The 15,120-nt window shown below is 71.3% G+C and carries 15 protein-coding genes; 6 read left to right on the top strand and 9 right to left on the bottom strand.

Annotated features, from left to right (window positions below):
• Positions 1–4: 4 nt before the first annotated feature.
• The 3 genes from ACRXBZ_RS22335 to ACRXBZ_RS22325 all read right to left on the bottom strand — a co-directional run bounded on the left by ACRXBZ_RS22335 (position 5) and on the right by ACRXBZ_RS22325 (position 2,521).
• Positions 5–1,147 (bottom strand): S1 family peptidase, encoded by a 1,143-nt coding sequence (locus tag ACRXBZ_RS22335; RefSeq protein WP_433880757.1) that lies wholly within the window; start codon positions 1,145–1,147, stop codon positions 5–7.
• Between the two features lie 161 nt (positions 1,148–1,308).
• Positions 1,309–1,728 (bottom strand): hypothetical protein, encoded by a 420-nt coding sequence (locus ACRXBZ_RS22330; protein ID WP_433880756.1) that lies wholly within the window; start codon positions 1,726–1,728, stop codon positions 1,309–1,311.
• Positions 1,729–1,765: 37 nt separating this feature from the next.
• Positions 1,766–2,521 carry a GntR family transcriptional regulator gene (locus tag ACRXBZ_RS22325; RefSeq protein WP_433880755.1) on the bottom strand — a complete coding sequence of 252 codons (756 nt, stop codon included), beginning with the start codon at positions 2,519–2,521 and terminating at the stop codon, positions 1,766–1,768.
• 301 nt (positions 2,522–2,822) lie between these two features.
• On the opposite strand from ACRXBZ_RS22325, the gene ACRXBZ_RS22320 reads away from it, so the two are divergent.
• The 4 genes from ACRXBZ_RS22320 (at position 2,823) to ACRXBZ_RS22305 (ending at position 7,003) form a co-directional block, all read left to right on the top strand.
• Entirely contained in the window at positions 2,823–4,091 is a 1,269-nt protein-coding gene (locus ACRXBZ_RS22320; RefSeq protein WP_433880754.1) for an extracellular solute-binding protein, read from the top strand.
• 2 nt (positions 4,092–4,093) lie between these two features.
• Complete coding sequence (locus tag ACRXBZ_RS22315; RefSeq protein ID WP_433880753.1) at positions 4,094–5,059, top strand: carbohydrate ABC transporter permease; 966 nt, start codon at positions 4,094–4,096, stop codon at positions 5,057–5,059.
• The gene (locus ACRXBZ_RS22310; RefSeq protein ID WP_433880752.1) at positions 5,056–5,877 is read left to right on the top strand and encodes a carbohydrate ABC transporter permease; all 822 of its coding nucleotides are present in this window, start codon (positions 5,056–5,058) and stop codon (positions 5,875–5,877) included. Before ACRXBZ_RS22315 ends, ACRXBZ_RS22310 begins: the two co-directional genes overlap by 4 nt.
• A 76-nt stretch (positions 5,878–5,953) precedes the next feature.
• A complete protein-coding gene (locus ACRXBZ_RS22305) occupies positions 5,954–7,003 on the top strand; it encodes an SIS domain-containing protein (RefSeq protein WP_433880751.1) in 1,050 nt (349 codons plus the stop codon).
• A 39-nt stretch (positions 7,004–7,042) separates the two neighbouring features.
• Here ACRXBZ_RS22305 and ACRXBZ_RS22300 read toward each other — a convergent pair whose 3' ends face one another.
• Positions 7,043–7,180 carry a hypothetical protein gene (locus ACRXBZ_RS22300; protein ID WP_433880750.1) on the bottom strand — a complete coding sequence of 46 codons (138 nt, stop codon included), beginning with the start codon at positions 7,178–7,180 and terminating at the stop codon, positions 7,043–7,045.
• Between the two features lie 110 nt (positions 7,181–7,290).
• Positions 7,291–8,133, bottom strand: a complete 843-nt coding sequence (locus ACRXBZ_RS22295; RefSeq protein WP_433880749.1) for an amidohydrolase family protein — start codon at positions 8,131–8,133, stop codon at positions 7,291–7,293.
• Between the two features lie 231 nt (positions 8,134–8,364).
• Between ACRXBZ_RS22295 and ACRXBZ_RS22290 the strand changes: the two genes are divergently transcribed.
• On the top strand, positions 8,365–9,336 hold the full coding sequence (locus ACRXBZ_RS22290; protein WP_433880748.1) for an N-acetylglucosamine kinase: 972 nt from the start codon (positions 8,365–8,367) through the stop codon (positions 9,334–9,336).
• Positions 9,337–9,688: 352 nt separating this feature from the next.
• Here ACRXBZ_RS22290 and dapA read toward each other — a convergent pair whose 3' ends face one another.
• The 4 genes from dapA to ACRXBZ_RS22270 all read right to left on the bottom strand — a co-directional run bounded on the left by dapA (position 9,689) and on the right by ACRXBZ_RS22270 (position 13,068).
• Positions 9,689–10,528 (bottom strand): 4-hydroxy-tetrahydrodipicolinate synthase, encoded by an 840-nt coding sequence (gene dapA / locus ACRXBZ_RS22285; protein ID WP_433880747.1) that lies wholly within the window; start codon positions 10,526–10,528, stop codon positions 9,689–9,691.
• 29 nt (positions 10,529–10,557) lie between these two features.
• Entirely contained in the window at positions 10,558–11,220 is a 663-nt protein-coding gene (locus ACRXBZ_RS22280; protein ID WP_433880746.1) for a DUF3159 domain-containing protein, read from the bottom strand.
• 431 nt (positions 11,221–11,651) lie between these two features.
• Entirely contained in the window at positions 11,652–12,383 is a 732-nt protein-coding gene (locus tag ACRXBZ_RS22275; RefSeq protein ID WP_433880745.1) for an ESX secretion-associated protein EspG, read from the bottom strand.
• Between the two features lie 193 nt (positions 12,384–12,576).
• Entirely contained in the window at positions 12,577–13,068 is a 492-nt protein-coding gene (locus ACRXBZ_RS22270) for a hypothetical protein (RefSeq protein ID WP_433880744.1), read from the bottom strand.
• Between the two features lie 243 nt (positions 13,069–13,311).
• Between ACRXBZ_RS22270 and ACRXBZ_RS22265 the strand changes: the two genes are divergently transcribed.
• On the top strand, positions 13,312–14,691 hold the full coding sequence (locus tag ACRXBZ_RS22265) for a hypothetical protein (RefSeq protein ID WP_433880743.1): 1,380 nt from the start codon (positions 13,312–13,314) through the stop codon (positions 14,689–14,691).
• The last annotated feature ends 429 nt before the right edge of the window (positions 14,692–15,120 follow it).

The following is a 15,120-nucleotide window of genomic DNA, read 5'->3' as shown; positions in this document are numbered from 1 at the left end:
CGAGTTACTGGGTGAGCAAGCTCAGGCCGTAGGCCTGGAGGATCTCGTTCACCGGCTGGAAGTAGGTCGTGCCGCCGGAGCTGCAGTTGCCCGAACCGCCGGAGGTCACGCCCTGGGCCTGGTTGCCGGACTGCCACGAACCACCGGAGTCACCTGGCTCGGCGCAGACGTCGGTGCGAGTCAGGCCGGTCACGGTGCCCTGCGGGTACTGCACGGTCTGGTTCTTGGCCTGCACCGAACCGCAGTGCCAGCCCGTGGTGGAACCGGAGCGGCAGATGGACGCGCCCACGGCGGACTCGGTGGAGCCGGCCACGCTGACGTTGCTGCCGTTGTACTGGTTCACCAGCGGCCGCGGGGTCTCGCCGGATCCGACCCGGACCCAGCCGTAGTCGTTGTCCGGGAACGACGAGCCCTCGAACTTGCCGGTGGGCTGCGACGTGGTGTCGCCCTTGTTGCCGCAGTGCCCGGCGGTCACGAAGCCGCCCTGCACCGAGAACCCGACCGAACAGCGGGCGCTGCCGATGTAGTAGGCGTTGCCACCGATGACGTCGGCCAGGGTGCGCGGGTTCTCCGTCGACTCCACGACCCGCACCGCGTCAACGAGAACGCCGGTGGACTGCACGAACTGCGCGGCCTGGACGGCGCTGCCCGGCCTGGTGGTGACGACGACGGAGTTCGCGCGGCTGTCGGCGTACCAGCCGGAAACCGGCTTGGGGGCTGCGGTACTGCGGAGGTTGAGGCCCTCGATGACCCCGTTGAGCTCCTCGATGGAGTAGTCGACCAGCGTGGGCTCGGCACCGGCGGCCCGCACCGCGTCGAAGGCGGCCGAGTCGGTGACGCCGACGACGAGCTTGCCGCTCGCCGGGTCGAAGTAGGCCCCGCCGAAGGTGCCGCCCAGCGAGCCGCGGAGCTGCTGCTCCGCGCGGTTGGCGGCGGCTTCCTGGTCGAGCCGCTGGCGTGCCTCGTCCCGGTTGAGGCCCAGGTCGCGCTGCATCGCGTCGAGCAGGGTCGCCGCTTCGCTCGCGGGCGGCGCGGTTTCGGTGGTGGTGGCGGTGGCGGTGGCGGTGGCCGGCATGGTCAGCGCGGCCACCGTCCCCGCCGCCAACATCACGGTCCCGGCCACCCGGGCCGCGAGTCTGCGCTTCATCTGATGTCTCCCTCTTCGTGAGCTGGATCTCAGAACCCCCGCCGCCGATCCAGTATCAGAGGAGCTCACCAGTCCCACATTTTCCCTTTCGCCCCATCTCACCCAAAACGCCCCCTGTGCAACTCGATCGAGTTGCACAGGGGGCGCCTGAACTGGGGTTTTTAACGCCCAGAAGTGGACTGCTGCAGCTCCCCTGTCCTAGCGGCGGGGTCGCGCAGGTCGACGACGCCCGAGGCCGGCGCCTGGCTCGGCTGCTCGGTCGAGGCCGCAGCCTGCGTCGGCTGCTGGGTGGGTGCCGGGGCCTCCGTGGTGGGTTGCTCCGCCGGCTGCTGGGTGGGTTTCACCTCCGTCGACGGCTGCGGCTGCTCGCTCGGGGCCTCCCGCGGTTTGGCCGGCTTGGCCGGGGTGCTGGGCGTTGGCTGCGGATCGCGGTGCAGCACCTGGCCGAGCGTCGTTCCGCCGTCGCCGCCGGAGAGCGGCTTGCCGGTCACCCCACCCAGACCATTCACCAACAGACCCCTCTTACGCGTAACGCCGCGGCCCGCAACGACGAAGGGCACCCCGACCGGGGTGCCCTTCAAGCGGAAAACACCGTTTTAGCGCAAAACCGGCGCCAGCTCAGTTGGGCGGGTTGAGCCTCGCGACGAACTTGTAGCGGTCGCCGCGGTAGATCGACCGCACCCATTCCACCGGGCGCCCCTCGGTGTCGAACGAGTGCCGGGACAGCAGCAGCATCGGCAGCCCGACGTCGGAGCCGAGCAGCTCGGCCTCCTCCGGGCTGGCGAGTGCGGTCTCTATCGTCTCCTCGGCGTGCCCGAGCTCGACGTCGAAGTTCTCGCGTAGCACCTGGTAGAGGGAGCCGCCGGATTCCAGCTGGCCGGTCAGCCCACGGAACCGGGTCAGCGGCAGGTGGGTGGTCTCGATGGCCATCGGCTCGCCGTCGGCCAACCGCAGCCGGCGCAGCCGCAGCACGGTCGAACTCGGCTTGGTCCCGAGCAGCGCGGCCAACTCCTCCGCGGCCGGTTCCTCGGCGACCTCCAGCAGGCGCGAGGCGGGCTGGCGCCCCTGGGCGCGCATGTCCTCGGTGTAGCTGCTCAGCTGCAGCCGCTGGGCGACCTTCGGCTTGGCCGCGAAGGTGCCCTTGCCCTGCACCCGCAGCAACCGCCCTTCCACGGTCAGCTCGGCCAGCGCCTGGCGCACCGTCGTGCGGGAGACGTCGAACTCGGCGGCCAGCGAGCGTTCGGTAGGAATCGGCGCACCGGGCGGCAAGGATCGGAGCATGTCCAGCAGGTGTTGCTTGAGTCCCCAGTACTTCGGTTCGCGTTGTGCGCGTCCAGGCGAGTCTGCCCCGCCGGACACGGACGTTTCGAGCATCGTTCCTCCTACCGCAATTTTGCCGCCGTTCCGCTCCCCGAGGCGTCGAGCCGCCTTGCCGAGTCCTAATACCTCAGCATGCCCGAAAGCCGGCCGCGCGAGCGTCGCGGACGGCGGGGTTGCCGTCGCGATGCACGAGCGCCCGAAGCTAGGGGCCAGCCTTATGCGTGCATGACAGTAGCGCCGAAAAGTCTTGACATCGTGTGCCCCGGACCACAATCTTGATCACATTGGTCTACACCAAAGAGGGCGGGTGCCCGGCACCCGCGGCTCCGCACTGGCGCGGAGGAAGGGGCGAACGTTGAAGACCTGGAGAGCGCTCGCAGCGGCAGCCGCGCTGTCGTTGACACTCGCCGGCTGCGGCGGCGGTGCTGGCGAGAACGACAACAAGCTGACCGTCTGGTTGATGGACGGCTCGGCGCCCGACGTGCTGATCGACGAGCTCAACAAGGAGTTCGAGCAGACCCACCAGGGCCTGAAGGTCGACTACCAGATCCAGCAGTGGAACGGCATCCAGGACCGCCTGACCACCGCGCTGACCAGCAACGACCCGCCGGATGTGATCGAGCTCGGGAACAGCCAGACGGCGCAGTTCTCATCCGAGGGCACGCTGCTGGACCTCACCGCCGATGCCGAGGGCATGAACAAGCCGCAGTGGGTGCCGGCGCTGGCCGAGTCCGGCGCGTGGGAGGGCAGGCAGTACGCCGTGCCGTTCTACGCCGCCAACCGCGTCTTCGTCTACAACAAGGAGCTGTTCCAGCAGGCCGGCATCACCCAGCCGCCCACCAACCGTGACGAACTGCTCGCCACGATCACCAAGCTGGAGCAGAAGCACGGCGGGGACCCCGACTTCCAGTCGCTCTACCTGCCGGGCCAGTCCTGGTACGCGCTGCTGTCATTCATCTGGGACTCCGGCGGCGACCTCGCCGTCCGCGACAGCGCCAATTACCAGGGCGCCCTGGACACCGCCGGGGCCCGCGAGGGCGTCGAGTTCTACCAGCAGCTGGTCAAGACCTCGGCGACGTCCGCCCCGGCCGACACCGACGAGGCCGAGCCGCAGCAGGCCGAGGTGTACGCCAAGGGCAAGGTCGCGATGATGATCGCGCTGCCCTGGGAGGTGCAGACCGCGGCGAAGACGAACCCGCGGATCGCCGAGCTCTCCGGCGCCTTCCCGATCCCGTCGAAGCACCCGGGCAAGACCGCCCCGGTGTTCCTCGGCGGCTCCACCCTGGCGATCCCGGCGGGCAGTGCCGACGCCGCGGCCGCCAAGGACTGGCTGAGGCTGCTGACCAGCCAGAAGTACCAGACCGAGATCGCCGACAGCGGCGTCGTGCCGGGCGCCTCGCAGGACACCAGCTCGCTGGAGAAGAGCCCGGTCAGCGCGGCCATGGCCGTTGCGTCGAGAGACGGCAAGGTGCCGCCGGCGGTCCCGCAGTGGGCGGCCATCGAGTCCGGGCAGAACCCGCTGAAGGACATGATGACGGCGGTGCTGACCGGCCAGAAGTCGGTCGTCGACGCCACGATGGAGGCGAACGACAAGATCACCAAGGCGCTCGCGGGCAACAACTGACCATGACCGCCACGCATACCCGCCCGGCGCCGGGCACTGCGGGTTCGCCCGTGGTGCCCGGTGCCCGGCGCCGCCCGCGAGTCCGGGAAGCGATGCCGTACCTGCTGCTCGCTCCCGCGGTGCTCGCCCTGATCACCCTGCTCGGCTGGCCCGCGGTGAACGTCGTCGTGACCAGCTTCCGCAAGCTCGACCTCGGCGAGCTCACCCGCGGCGAGTTCACCTGGACCGGCTTCGGCAACTACGCCAAGACCCTCTCCAACCCCGAGTTCTGGACCGTCACGATCCGGACCGTGGTGTTCACCGCGTGCATCGTGGCGGCCACGGTGGTCGGCGCCCTGCTGCTGGCGTTGCTGATGAGGCACGTGCCGGCGGTCCCGCGGGTGGTGCTGCAGGTCAGCCTGCTGCTGGCCTGGGCGGTGCCGCAGCTGGCCGCGACCACGGTATTCCAGTGGATCTTCGACCAGCAGTACGGGATCTTGAACAAGACGCTGGTGCTGCTCGGCTTCGACTCGTTCGCCGGGAACTCCTGGTTCGCCAGCGGCACCAGCACGCTGACCGTGGTGGGCATCCTGATCGTCTGGCAGGCCGTGCCGTTCGTGGCGATGACGCTGTACGCCGCGCTGCTCGGGGTGCCCAACGACCTTTACGAATCGGCCGGGATCGACGGCGCGGGCGGCTGGCAGACGTTCACCTCGATCACCTGGCCGCACCTCAAGCCGGTGCTGATGATCGTGACGTTCCTGTCGATCCTGTGGGACTTCAAGGTGTTCTCGCAGGTGTGGGCGATGCGCGAGGGCGGCCCGGACGGCGGGAGCACCACGCTGCCGGTCATGCAGTACCTCGAAGGCATCGCGGGCAAGCACTTCGGCGTGGCCGCCGCGGTCAGCGTGCTGATGGTGCTCGTGCTCGTCGTCGTCTGCGCCCAGTACCTGCGGCTGCTGCTGCGCTCTCAGGAGGTGGAGCTGTGAGGACCCGCCGGATCGGGTTGTCGGTGCTGGCCGTGGCCATCGCGCTGGTGTTCGCGTTCCCGACGTACTGGATGTTCGCCAGCTCGCTCAAGCCACGCGGCGAGGTGCTGTCGGCGTCCTACGACCTGGTGCCGACCTCGGTCACGCTGCAGAACTACGCGACCGCGCTGCTGGGCTCGGGCTTCCTCCGCTACCTGGGCAACAGCCTGCTGGTCACACTCACCGCGGTCGCGTGCTCGCTGGTCGCGGGCGCGTTGGCGGCGCTGGCGATGAGCCGGTTCCGGTTCCGCGGGCGCAAGGGCTTCCTGATGCTCGTGCTGATCGCGCAGATGATGCCGTTCGAGGCGCTGATGGTGCCGATGTTCCTGTTCATGCGGGATCTGGGGCTGCTGAATAAGCTGCCCTCGCTGATCCTCGTCTACTGGATCACGACGCTGCCGTTCACCATCTGGTCGCTGCGCGGGTTCATCGACGGGATCCCGATGGACCTGGAGGAGGCCGCGATGGTGGACGGCTGCGGCCGGGCCGGGGCGTTCCGGCGGGTCACCCTGCCGCTGCTGGGGCCGGGCCTGGTGGCCACCTCGGTGTTCGCGTTCATCACGGCGTGGAACGAGTTCCTGTACGCGCTGATCTTCATGCGCTCCGAGGACCTCCAGACGCTGCCGGTGTTCCTGAAGACCTTCCAGAACGCGTTCGGCACGGACTGGGGCGCGACGATGGCCTCGGCCACCCTGTTCACGCTGCCGGTCCTGGTGTTCTTCCTGGCGGTGCAGCGCAAGATGGTGTCGGGCGTCACGGCGGGCGCGCTGAAGGGTTAGCGGTGGCTAGCGGCGCTTCACGCCTGACAATCCGTGGCATCCCCAAGTAGGATTGGTCTAGACCTCAACGGAAGGGATGGGCCTGATGACCGTCACCCCCGGTCGGCACATGACCGACGAGATCTCCCAGCAGCCCGCGATCTTTGCCGACCTGCTGGCCGGCCGGGAGGCGATCGCCGAGGTCGCCGCGACGATCGCGGAGCGCCGACCGCGCTTCGCGCTGCTGGCCGCGCGCGGCTCCAGCGACCACGCCGCGCTCTACGCGAAGTACCTGATCGAAGTCCTGCTCGAACTGCCCGTCGGGCTGACATCGCCGTCGACGACCACGCTCTACGGCGCACAACCGAACCTGACCGACGTGCTGCTGATGTCGGTCAGCCAGAGCGGCGGGTCCCCCGACCTGCTGGAGGTCACCGAGTCCGGCCGCAACCGCGGCGCACTGACGGTCGCGGTCACCAACACCGCAGACTCGCCGCTGAACTCCGCCGCAGAGCTGTCGGTGGACATCCGGGCGGGCCGCGAGCAGGCAGTGGCCGCGACCAAGACGTACAGCGCGACGTTGCTTGCCCTGTACCTGCTCGTCGACGCGGTGCGGGGCGGGAACGGCGCGAACGCGGAGCCGATCCCCGAGCTGGCCGCAACCGCCCTTGACGCCGGCCAGAAGGTGGTGGACGAGGCGGTGCGCCGATACCGCTTCGCGGAGCGGATGGTCACCACCGGCCGCGGCTTCTCGCTGGCCACCGCCTCCGAAGCGGCGCTGAAGCTTGCCGAGACCAGCTACCTCTCGGCCCGCGCCTACAGCGGCGCCGACCTGCTGCACGGCCCGGTCGCGGCGATCGACGAGGACACCGCGGTGCTCGCGTTGTGCAGCAAGGGGCGCGGCGGCGACGCGATGCGCGAGGTGCTCGACGTGGTCCACGAGCGCGGCGCGGACGTCTGCGCCATCGGCTCGGCGGCCTCGGATGTGCGTGCCTCGCACCGGATCCCGGTGCCGGACTGCGCCGAGGAGCTGGCACCGGTGCTGGAGGTCCTGCCGGTCCAGCAGCTGGCCCTCGGGCTGGCGCTGGCCCGCGGCTTCGACCCCGACAAGCCGCGAGGCCTGAAGAAGGTCACCCGCACCCGTTGACGGTTGCGGGAAGAGAAGCGAACGGCCCACTCACCCCGCCTATCGGCACGAACAGTCCTTTCGCTCGGCTCCGGCGATGCTCAGCGCGGCGGCGATGCTCAGCGCGGCGGCGATGCTCAGCGCGGCGGCGATGCTCAGCGCGGCGGCGGGCCGGCGGGCCTTTCCGCTGCGGGGCAAGTAAAAGCCCGCCTCACCGAGGGGGCGGGGTGAGACGGGCATCGTCAGACTACGCCGAACGGAGCAGGCCGCGAGCCTCGGGGCACGGCGTTCGGTAGAGCCAAAACTCCCTAAATGTCGTACACCTCGCGAGCCGTGGCGTCGAACACCGCCGACCGCTGCCGGTCGCCGAGGCCCGCGGTCAGCTGCCGGGCCAAGTCCACGACCTGCCCGTAATCGGCGGCCAGCAGGCACACCGGCCAATCGGAGCCGAACATCAGCCGCCCCGGCCCGAACGCCTCCAGCACCACGTCCGCGTAGGGCGCCAGCCGCACCGGATCAGGTTGCCGGACCCAGTCGTCCTGTGTGACCAGACCGGACAGCTTGCACACCACGTTCGGGAACGCGGCCAGCTCCCGGATCCGGCTCGCCCACGGCTCCAGCTCACCGGTGGCCACCGGCGGCTTCGCGCAGTGGTCCAGCACGAAGGTCTGCTGCGGGAACTGGCCGACCGCCTTGATCGCGGCCGGCAGCTGGTGCGGGCGGACCAGCAGTTCGTACACCAGCCCGGCGTCCTCGACCGCCGCCAGCCCGTTGAGCACGTCCGGGCGGATCAACCAGTCCGGGTCGGGCTCGTTCTCGACCTGGTGCCGGATGCCCTTCAGCCAGCCGCCGGACGGGTGGGCCTGCAGGCGACCAATCCGCTCGCGGGCGTCCCGGGCGGTCAGGTCGACCCAGCCGACCACCGCCGCGATGCGGTCCACGCTGTCGGCCAGCACCAGCATCTCGGGCGTCTCGTCCGGGTCGGCGGCGGTCTGCACCAGAACCATGGCGTCCACCGTGGAGCCCTTCAACGCCGCCTGCAGGTCGGCCGGCCGGAAGTCGCGGCGCAGCGACTCCATCTCCGGCCCGACGATCCACGGCTGGTCCCGGACGTCGAGGTCCCACAGGTGGTGGTGGGTGTCGACGGTCATCGAGCTCCCCCGCAACGGCCCGCGGTTCCGGCAGCTACCGCACCCGGACCATCCAAATAGGACAGTTCGGCGCATGACCCGGTAAGGTCGTCCATTTCCAGCTCCCCGACTGATCAGCAACGCCTCGATGTATAGCCGCTCGCCACTCCAGACGCCAGGGGTCTGCGGGAACGGTCGTGACCGGTTTTGGTCGTGCCCACCATGCCCGGTCGCGGCGGGTAGAAAGAGTGCATGCACGGCGACGAAGCGGCCCTCGTACTCGGCTTGGACATCGGCGGCACCAGCAGCCGGGCCCTGGTAAGCGACCTGGCGGGGCGGGTGCTGGGCCGCGGCGAAGCGGCCGGCGGCAACCCGAACTCACACCCCGCCGACCAAGCGATGCGGCAGATCGCCGACGCCGCGCGGTCCGCGCTCGCCGAGATCGACCCGGCGGCGGTGCGCAACTGCGTGATCGGCATGGCCGGGGTCAGCAAGATGGCCGATCCGGAATTCAGCGCGCTGTTCGACCACACGTGGTCCCGGCTCGGCCTGCACTGCCCCAGGCGAGCGATCAGCGACAGTGAGGTGGCCTTCGCGGCGGGCACGCCGGAACCCGGCGGAACGGTGCTGATCGCGGGAACGGGGGCCATCGCGGCCCGGATCGAGCAGCACCGGATGGTCGCGACCATCGGCGGCCACGGCTGGCTGCTCGGCGACGAGGGGTCGGCGTTCTGGCTGGGCCGCGAAGCGGTGCGAGCAGCGCTGCGAGCGCTGGACCGCGACGAACCGCTGCACGGGCTCACGGCAGCCGTGCGCGATCGACTCCTGCCAAATGCACCGTATGCACCGGATGCACCGGCGGCGCAGCGGAAGCAGCTGATCAGCACGGTGAACGCGGCCCTGCCGATCCGCTTGGCGGAGCTCGCACCCCTGGTCACGGCGGCCGCGGACGAAACGGCAGCCGACATCGTCCGGCGCGCCGCCCGCGCCCTGGCCGACACCGCTGCGGCCACCCGCGCCCACGGGGAAACCAGGACGATCGTGCTGGCCGGCGGGCTGATGGCACCGGGCAACCCGGTCCGCGAGGCCCTGCGCGGCACGCTGTCAAAGCGCGGCTTCCAGGACCAGCGCACCGCAGGCCCAGGTGAAGCGGGCGCGGCCTGGCTGGCGGCTCTGGACCTCACCGCGGCCCCGGAAACCCTCCACAAACGCCTGCTCGGCTGACACCGGAGGCGGCTTCCCGCGGGCGCTGCGGGCAGGTCGCCGTTCCTGCCTGATCTGTCTGCTGACTCCGGATCCAGCGGTGCGGCGACGGTGGCGACGAGCGACGGGCACGGAATCCTCCGGCATGGGGCAGGAACCTGAGCGCGTTCACCCTACGGCGGGCGTTCTGCGCGCTTGAGCGTCCACGGCCGGGGAAGCGCCTGCCGAGGGGCGTTTGGTACTGCGGCGTCCAGAACCGGCGGCATCCTGCTGATCGCTGGAGCGGCTTTCTCGATCTCCTCGCCGCGCTGCGCTGATCGGCCGGGCCCGCGGGTCTTCTGGGCGGCTCCGGCTCAGAAGACCCGCGGCGCCATCACAACCCGACTTCCTGCAAGCCCTTGCGGATGACGGCCAGTTCCGACTCGTCCGCTTCGACCAGCGGGAGGCGGACGCCTCCAACCCGGTGGCCGGTCAGGTTCAGCGCCGCCTTGACCGGGATCGGGTTGGTCGTCACCGACAACGCCGCGTACAGCGGCTTCAGCGCAGCGTCGATCTCCGCGCGGTGCTCCGGCTCGTCGACCATCCGCCGCATCTGCGGGCCCACCAGGTGGCTGGCCACCAGGATGCCGCCGAGTCCCCCGATGTCGAGGGCCGTCGCGAGGCCGTCGTCGTTGCCCGCGTACAGGCCGAGGCCGTCGATCTGGGCGAGCGCGGCGTTGTCCGCCTGCTTGACGTAGTCGATGTGCTCGACCTGGGCGAGCTCGGCGAGCAGGTCGTGCGGGAGCGACAGGCCGATCCGGGACGGCACGTTGTAGAGCACCACCGGCTTGTCCGTGGCCCGAGCGATCTCGGTGAAGTGCCGGACCAGGCCGCGCCGGTTCGGGCGGTTGTAGTACGGGGTCACCGAGAGCACCGCGTCGGCACCGAGCTCGGTCGCCCGCTCCGTCATTTCGCAGGCGTGCACGGTGTTGTTCGACCCGGTCGAGGCGATCACCGTGGCACCCGCCGGACGTTCCGCGCAGGCCAGCTCGATGAGCCGCAGGTGTTCCGCGTCGGTGAGCGTGGGCGCCTCGCCGGTCGTCCCGCAGACCACGATGCCGTCGGAGCCGTGGTCGATCAGGTGGCGGAACAGGGCGAGGAAGGCGGATTCGTCGACGCGCATCTCGTCATCGAACGGGGTGACTATCGCGGTGATCACGCTGCCGAGAGACATGACAACATTCTGCTCCTCGAGCCGCGCGGTCACGACCGCGGATGCCGCAGCCCGGGGTGCTCCGGCGGCAGCGACCGCCGCACCACCCACCAGCTCGCCGCCATGCAGACCGCCACCAGCGGCCAGGTCAGCACGACCTGCGCGATGGTCAGCGCACCGGTGGCGCCCAGCAGCCACAGCGGGATGAACACGACCAGCCGCACCGTGTACTGCCCGACCCAGACCCAGCTCGCCCGGCTGTAGGCGCGCAGCAGCACCGGATCGCGGCGCCACCGCCGGGCCTGGCCGAGCGCCGCCCCGACGACCACGCCGAGCAGCGGCCAGCGGATCACGATGCTGATCATCCAGACGAGCGCGCTGAGGACGTTGGACGCCAGCCGGGGCAGGAAGAAGTCCGCGGCGTCGCCGGTGTATAGCGCGATCAGGGCGCCGACCAGGACCGCGAGCAGGCTGATCAGCACCGCCAGCGGACGGGCACCCCGCTGCAGCCGCCAGCCCGCGATCAGCGCGCCCACCACCACGGCCGCGCCGCCGCCGATGGCGATCGACTCGCCACCGAGGAACCACCCGAGGCCGAACGCGATCGGCGGCAGGCTCGCGTCGACCGCGCTGCCGCGGCCACCGAGCAGCCGGATGAACGAGTCGCGGTCGTCGCGGTCCGCTGCGATCTCCACCTGCCGGTCCTGGGTCACGGAACCCAGCCTGCCCGAACCAGGGCCCCGCTCGCACCCACCCGTGGCGGGCACCTCGCCCAGTTCCGGGATTCCCCCGCTCGTCGGAGCGGCTCACGCCGACCGCGGCAACCCGCGACCTCGGAGCCCGAGGCACGTACGGGCAGGGCTGTCCCGCGATGCGCCGGAACGTGCTGGGACATGCCGGCCTCGCCAAGCTGCGCCTGGCCTTGCCAGAGCCATGCCGGGCTTGCTGGGACATGCCGGCCTCGCCGAGACGTGCCGGACTTGCTGGGTGTCGATCTTGGTGCCGTGGAAAGGCTGTGGATAACTCCGGACGGCTGTGGATAACTTCCGCAATTTCAATGGAAATCGGACCTCTGATTTCCATTGAAATTGCGGAAAACCGGTTGAAATTGCGGAAAACTGGTGCCTCGTCCCGAGCCGGTCGGTCAGGGACGGCGGGCGCGGGCGAGGAGGGCCGCCAGCTGGCCGGCGATGCGGGGCTTGTCCGCCGGGCGGCAGGTGACGACGTCCTGGCCGTCGGCGCGCTCGCCCTGCAGGGCGTAGCGGCCCCGGTCGTTGTCGAACCAGATCAGGTTCGGGATCCGGCCTTGCGGCCCGCCCCGGCGGGCGCCGCCGACCACGAAGTGCCCGAGCCGGTACTTCTGCCCCGACGTGATCGCGCGCAGCTCGGCCAGCCCGTCGATGTCGGCATCGGTCGGGCGGCCGTGGCTGCGGTCGGCCACCGCGCGCACCTCACCGCCACCGCCGGGCGGCGCGTCGGGCAGCAGGTCGGCGCACACCCTCGGCAGGGTGTCCGGGGCGAGGAATCTCATCCGCAACCCCCTGCCGTCGAGCACACCGACCACGCCGACCTCACCCGTCGCCACCACCCGCGCGGCGAGCCGCTGCCCGGCGCGCACGTCGAGCAGCCCGGCGGCGGCGATCGACACCTCGGAGCTGCACAGCAGGTACAGCGCGTCCTCGACCTCGGGCTCCGGTCGGCCGTTGCGAGCCAGACCGGTCGACTCCAGCTCCTGCCACACCTGGGCGGCCAGCCGGTTGCGGTCCTCCGCCTCGCCCATTCGCGGGAGATCGAACGGGTACTGGCGCACGGCGAGGTTCAGCTGCTCACCGAGCAGGTCGACGGCGGGGATCGACAGGGTGATCGTCTCGACCATCACAGCTCATTTCGAGTCGGGGTGCGCCGGCCGGTGCCCCCGGTCAGCGCGCCAACCGGGGCACCGGCCGTGCCCGCAGAGATCAGTCCCGCAAACGGCTGGAGCCGCTGGCGGCCTGCACCGGCGCGGGGTCGCACCGGGAGAAGACGCCCGAGGTTCCCGCACCGCTGCGCATGCCACTTCGAAGCAGTCCTCAGAAGTCCCGGAAGCTCGACGGGGCCTCGCCCAGCACTGGCGGGGCCACCAGCCGACCGCCGCCGTCTTCCTCTTCGAAGAGTTCGTCGGCCTCGACCAGGAACTGCGGCACCGCCCCGCTACCGTTCTCCCCCGGCTTGTAGCCGGAGCCGGCGCGCAGGTCGTCATCCCGCCGTTCCTCCTTGAAGTCGTCGGCCGACCAGGTCATGTTCCGGCCGTAACCGGACCGACCCGACGCCGACGCACCCCAGGTGCCCGACGACCCCATCGGCCCGAACCCGCCGTCGGCGCGTTGCGCGAGCTTCGGCGCCCGCGCCGGTCGTGGCACCGGCCGGTCCGCCGGGGGCTGCTGTTCCGGCGGACGCAGTGGTTCCTTGCGCGGCGGTGCCGGCGGAGCAGGCGGTGGCCCGGCGTTGACCGGCATCGGACCGCTCGGTGGGCCGTCCGGCCGCGCGGGCGGCGGACCGACCAGGCGCCCGGCCTGCGGCATGGGCCCGCTCGGCGGCCCCTCGGGCGCCGGCCCGGGAGCGGCCGGAGGCCGCGACGGCGGGCCACCCAGAGGATGCACCGGGTTCCCCACCGGAGGCGACGGCGGACCTTGCGGAGCGGGGGAACGCGGCGGTTCCGCCGTCGGCGGACCGTCGACGGGCGGAGGCCCGGCGAGCCGAGGCCCGGAGGGCGGACCGGCGTGCGGCGCGGGAGCGTCGCGACGCGACTCGGACGGAGCCCCTTCGTGCCGGGGCGGGCCGAGCTGCGGCAACTGGCCGCTCGGCGGACCGACCTGAGGCAGCGGACCACTCGACGGACCCGTCGGCCCAGCGTCACGCCGCGGCGGACCATCCGGCCCGGGCAGCGCAGCGTCGTACCGGGGCGCGCCTGGCTGCGGCCGGCCGAGCTGCGGCAACTGGCCGCTCGGCGGACCAACCTGAGGCAGCGGACCACTCGACGGACCCGTCGGCCCAGCGTCACGCCGCGGCGGACCATCCGGCCCGGGCAGCGCAGCGTCCTGCCGGGGCGCGCCTGCCTGCGGCGGCGGACCACCCAACAGATCGTCGTGCGCCTGCGGTGGCTGGCCGCCTTGCGGCATCGGGGCGTCAGGCCGCAGCAGCTCGTCCGGCTCGGGCACCAGCAGGCCGTCCGACGGCTGCGGGCCTACCTGAGGCGGTGGGCCGCTCGACAGACCACCCGTCGGCCCGGCGTCGTGCCGCATCGGTCCGTTCGGCCCGGGCGGCGGAACGCCGCGGCGCGGCGGGCCAGCTTGCGGCAAGGGACCGCTCGGCGGACCGACCTGCGGCGGCGGACCGCTCAACAGGCCGTCGCGGATCGGCGGCAGCGGACCACTCGATGGCCCGGTTTCGCGCTGCTGCGGCGGGCCATCGGGCCCCGGCGGCAGGACGTCGCGGCGCAGCGGACCGGCCTGCGGCGGGAGGGCACCCAGCAGACCGTCCTGCGCCTGCGGCGGCGGGCCGTCCTGCACCTGCGGCGGCGGGCCCTCCTGGAGCGGCGGCGGACCGCCCAGCAGACCGTCGTGCGCCTGCGGCGGCGGGCCGTCCTGCACCTGCGGCGGCGGGCCCTCCTGGAGCGGCGGCTGCGGCGGCAGGCCATCCTGCGGCGGGGCGGGCGGGAGCGAGCCGCTGAGACCGCCGACGAATCCGGTGAGGCGCTGCGGCACCGGTTCCGGTTCGAGCGAACCGGACAGTTCGGCCGCCGGTTCCGGCCGCGCCGGGGGTTCGTCGAGCCCGCCGAGGTCTCCGGAGAGCGCCATCCCGCCGCTCGGTGTCTTCGGCGCTTCGGACCTGTCGGGCGCTGGCGCCGGTCGGCTGTCCCTGCGCTGCTCGTGCTCGAAGCGATCGGTCAGCTGTTCGGTGCGCTCCCAGAGCGCGAACGGGTGCGGTTCTGCTGCAAGCGCAGCGAACTCACCCCTCAAGTCCAAGCGCTGCGGACGCGGGGCGGGTCGTGGCCCGCCTGGCGCGGGCGGTCCGGCGGGCGGCACCTCACCGCCGAGCGAGCCGCGCATCGGCGCGTCCGCTCGGCGTCGTCCTACCGGGCCACTGGCCCGCTGCTGCGCGTCGAAGCCCGCTGGCCCCGGCGCGGACGCCGGATTCTGCGGTGACGTCACGGTTCCCCCAGGTATTCGGGACGGCTGGAGCGGCGCGCGGCATCCGGGCGGACCCGGGCGGCGGGTGCACTGGAACCGACGCGGTGGAGCATGCGGCAGTTCCCCAACTCAACCGACCGCGATGACGCGAAAGGGCAGACGACGCTGCGTCTCCCCGAACGCACACCGACCTGCCACCTGCATCGATCGCGACATCGCGGGCCCCCTCGTTGCTTCTGTTACCGCCGAAGGACAGTAGCAGCTGCCGTTCACCCGTACTGGTGTTTCGAGGAATAGCCACCCAGTTACCGCCGCGATGCTGAAAAGGTGCGATGCGGCAACGGAAAACGCAACGGACGTGCCATACCCGGGCAAATCAGACAGGATCATGGACCATTTCGTGCCGTTAATCACTAGAGCGAACCGAAGGTGGCGTACGTAGCT

It is taken from the genome of Saccharopolyspora hattusasensis (genome assembly GCF_050972075.1).
GTDB classification, from domain to species: domain Bacteria; phylum Actinomycetota; class Actinomycetes; order Mycobacteriales; family Pseudonocardiaceae; genus Saccharopolyspora; species Saccharopolyspora hattusasensis.
Note: the sequence above shows the minus strand (reverse complement) of the source record. Positions and strands in the feature narration are given on the sequence as shown.

Coding starts and splice junctions, on each gene's coding strand:
- ACRXBZ_RS22290 (WP_433880748.1), top strand. CDS start 8,365: ATGCACGGCGACGAAGCGGCCCTCGTACTCGGCTTGGACATCGGCGGC.
- ACRXBZ_RS22325 (WP_433880755.1), bottom strand. CDS start 2,521: ATGCTCGAAACGTCCGTGTCCGGCGGGGCAGACTCGCCTGGACGCGCA.
- ACRXBZ_RS22315 (WP_433880753.1), top strand. CDS start 4,094: ATGACCGCCACGCATACCCGCCCGGCGCCGGGCACTGCGGGTTCGCCC.
- ACRXBZ_RS22305 (WP_433880751.1), top strand. CDS start 5,954: ATGGGCCTGATGACCGTCACCCCCGGTCGGCACATGACCGACGAGATC.
- ACRXBZ_RS22275 (WP_433880745.1), bottom strand. CDS start 12,383: ATGGTCGAGACGATCACCCTGTCGATCCCCGCCGTCGACCTGCTCGGT.
- ACRXBZ_RS22295 (WP_433880749.1), bottom strand. CDS start 8,133: ATGACCGTCGACACCCACCACCACCTGTGGGACCTCGACGTCCGGGAC.
- ACRXBZ_RS22270 (WP_433880744.1), bottom strand. CDS start 13,068: ATGCCGCAGGCCGGGCGCCTGGTCGGTCCGCCGCCCGCGCGGCCGGAC.
- ACRXBZ_RS22335 (WP_433880757.1), bottom strand. CDS start 1,147: ATGAAGCGCAGACTCGCGGCCCGGGTGGCCGGGACCGTGATGTTGGCG.
- dapA (WP_433880747.1), bottom strand. CDS start 10,528: ATGTCTCTCGGCAGCGTGATCACCGCGATAGTCACCCCGTTCGATGAC.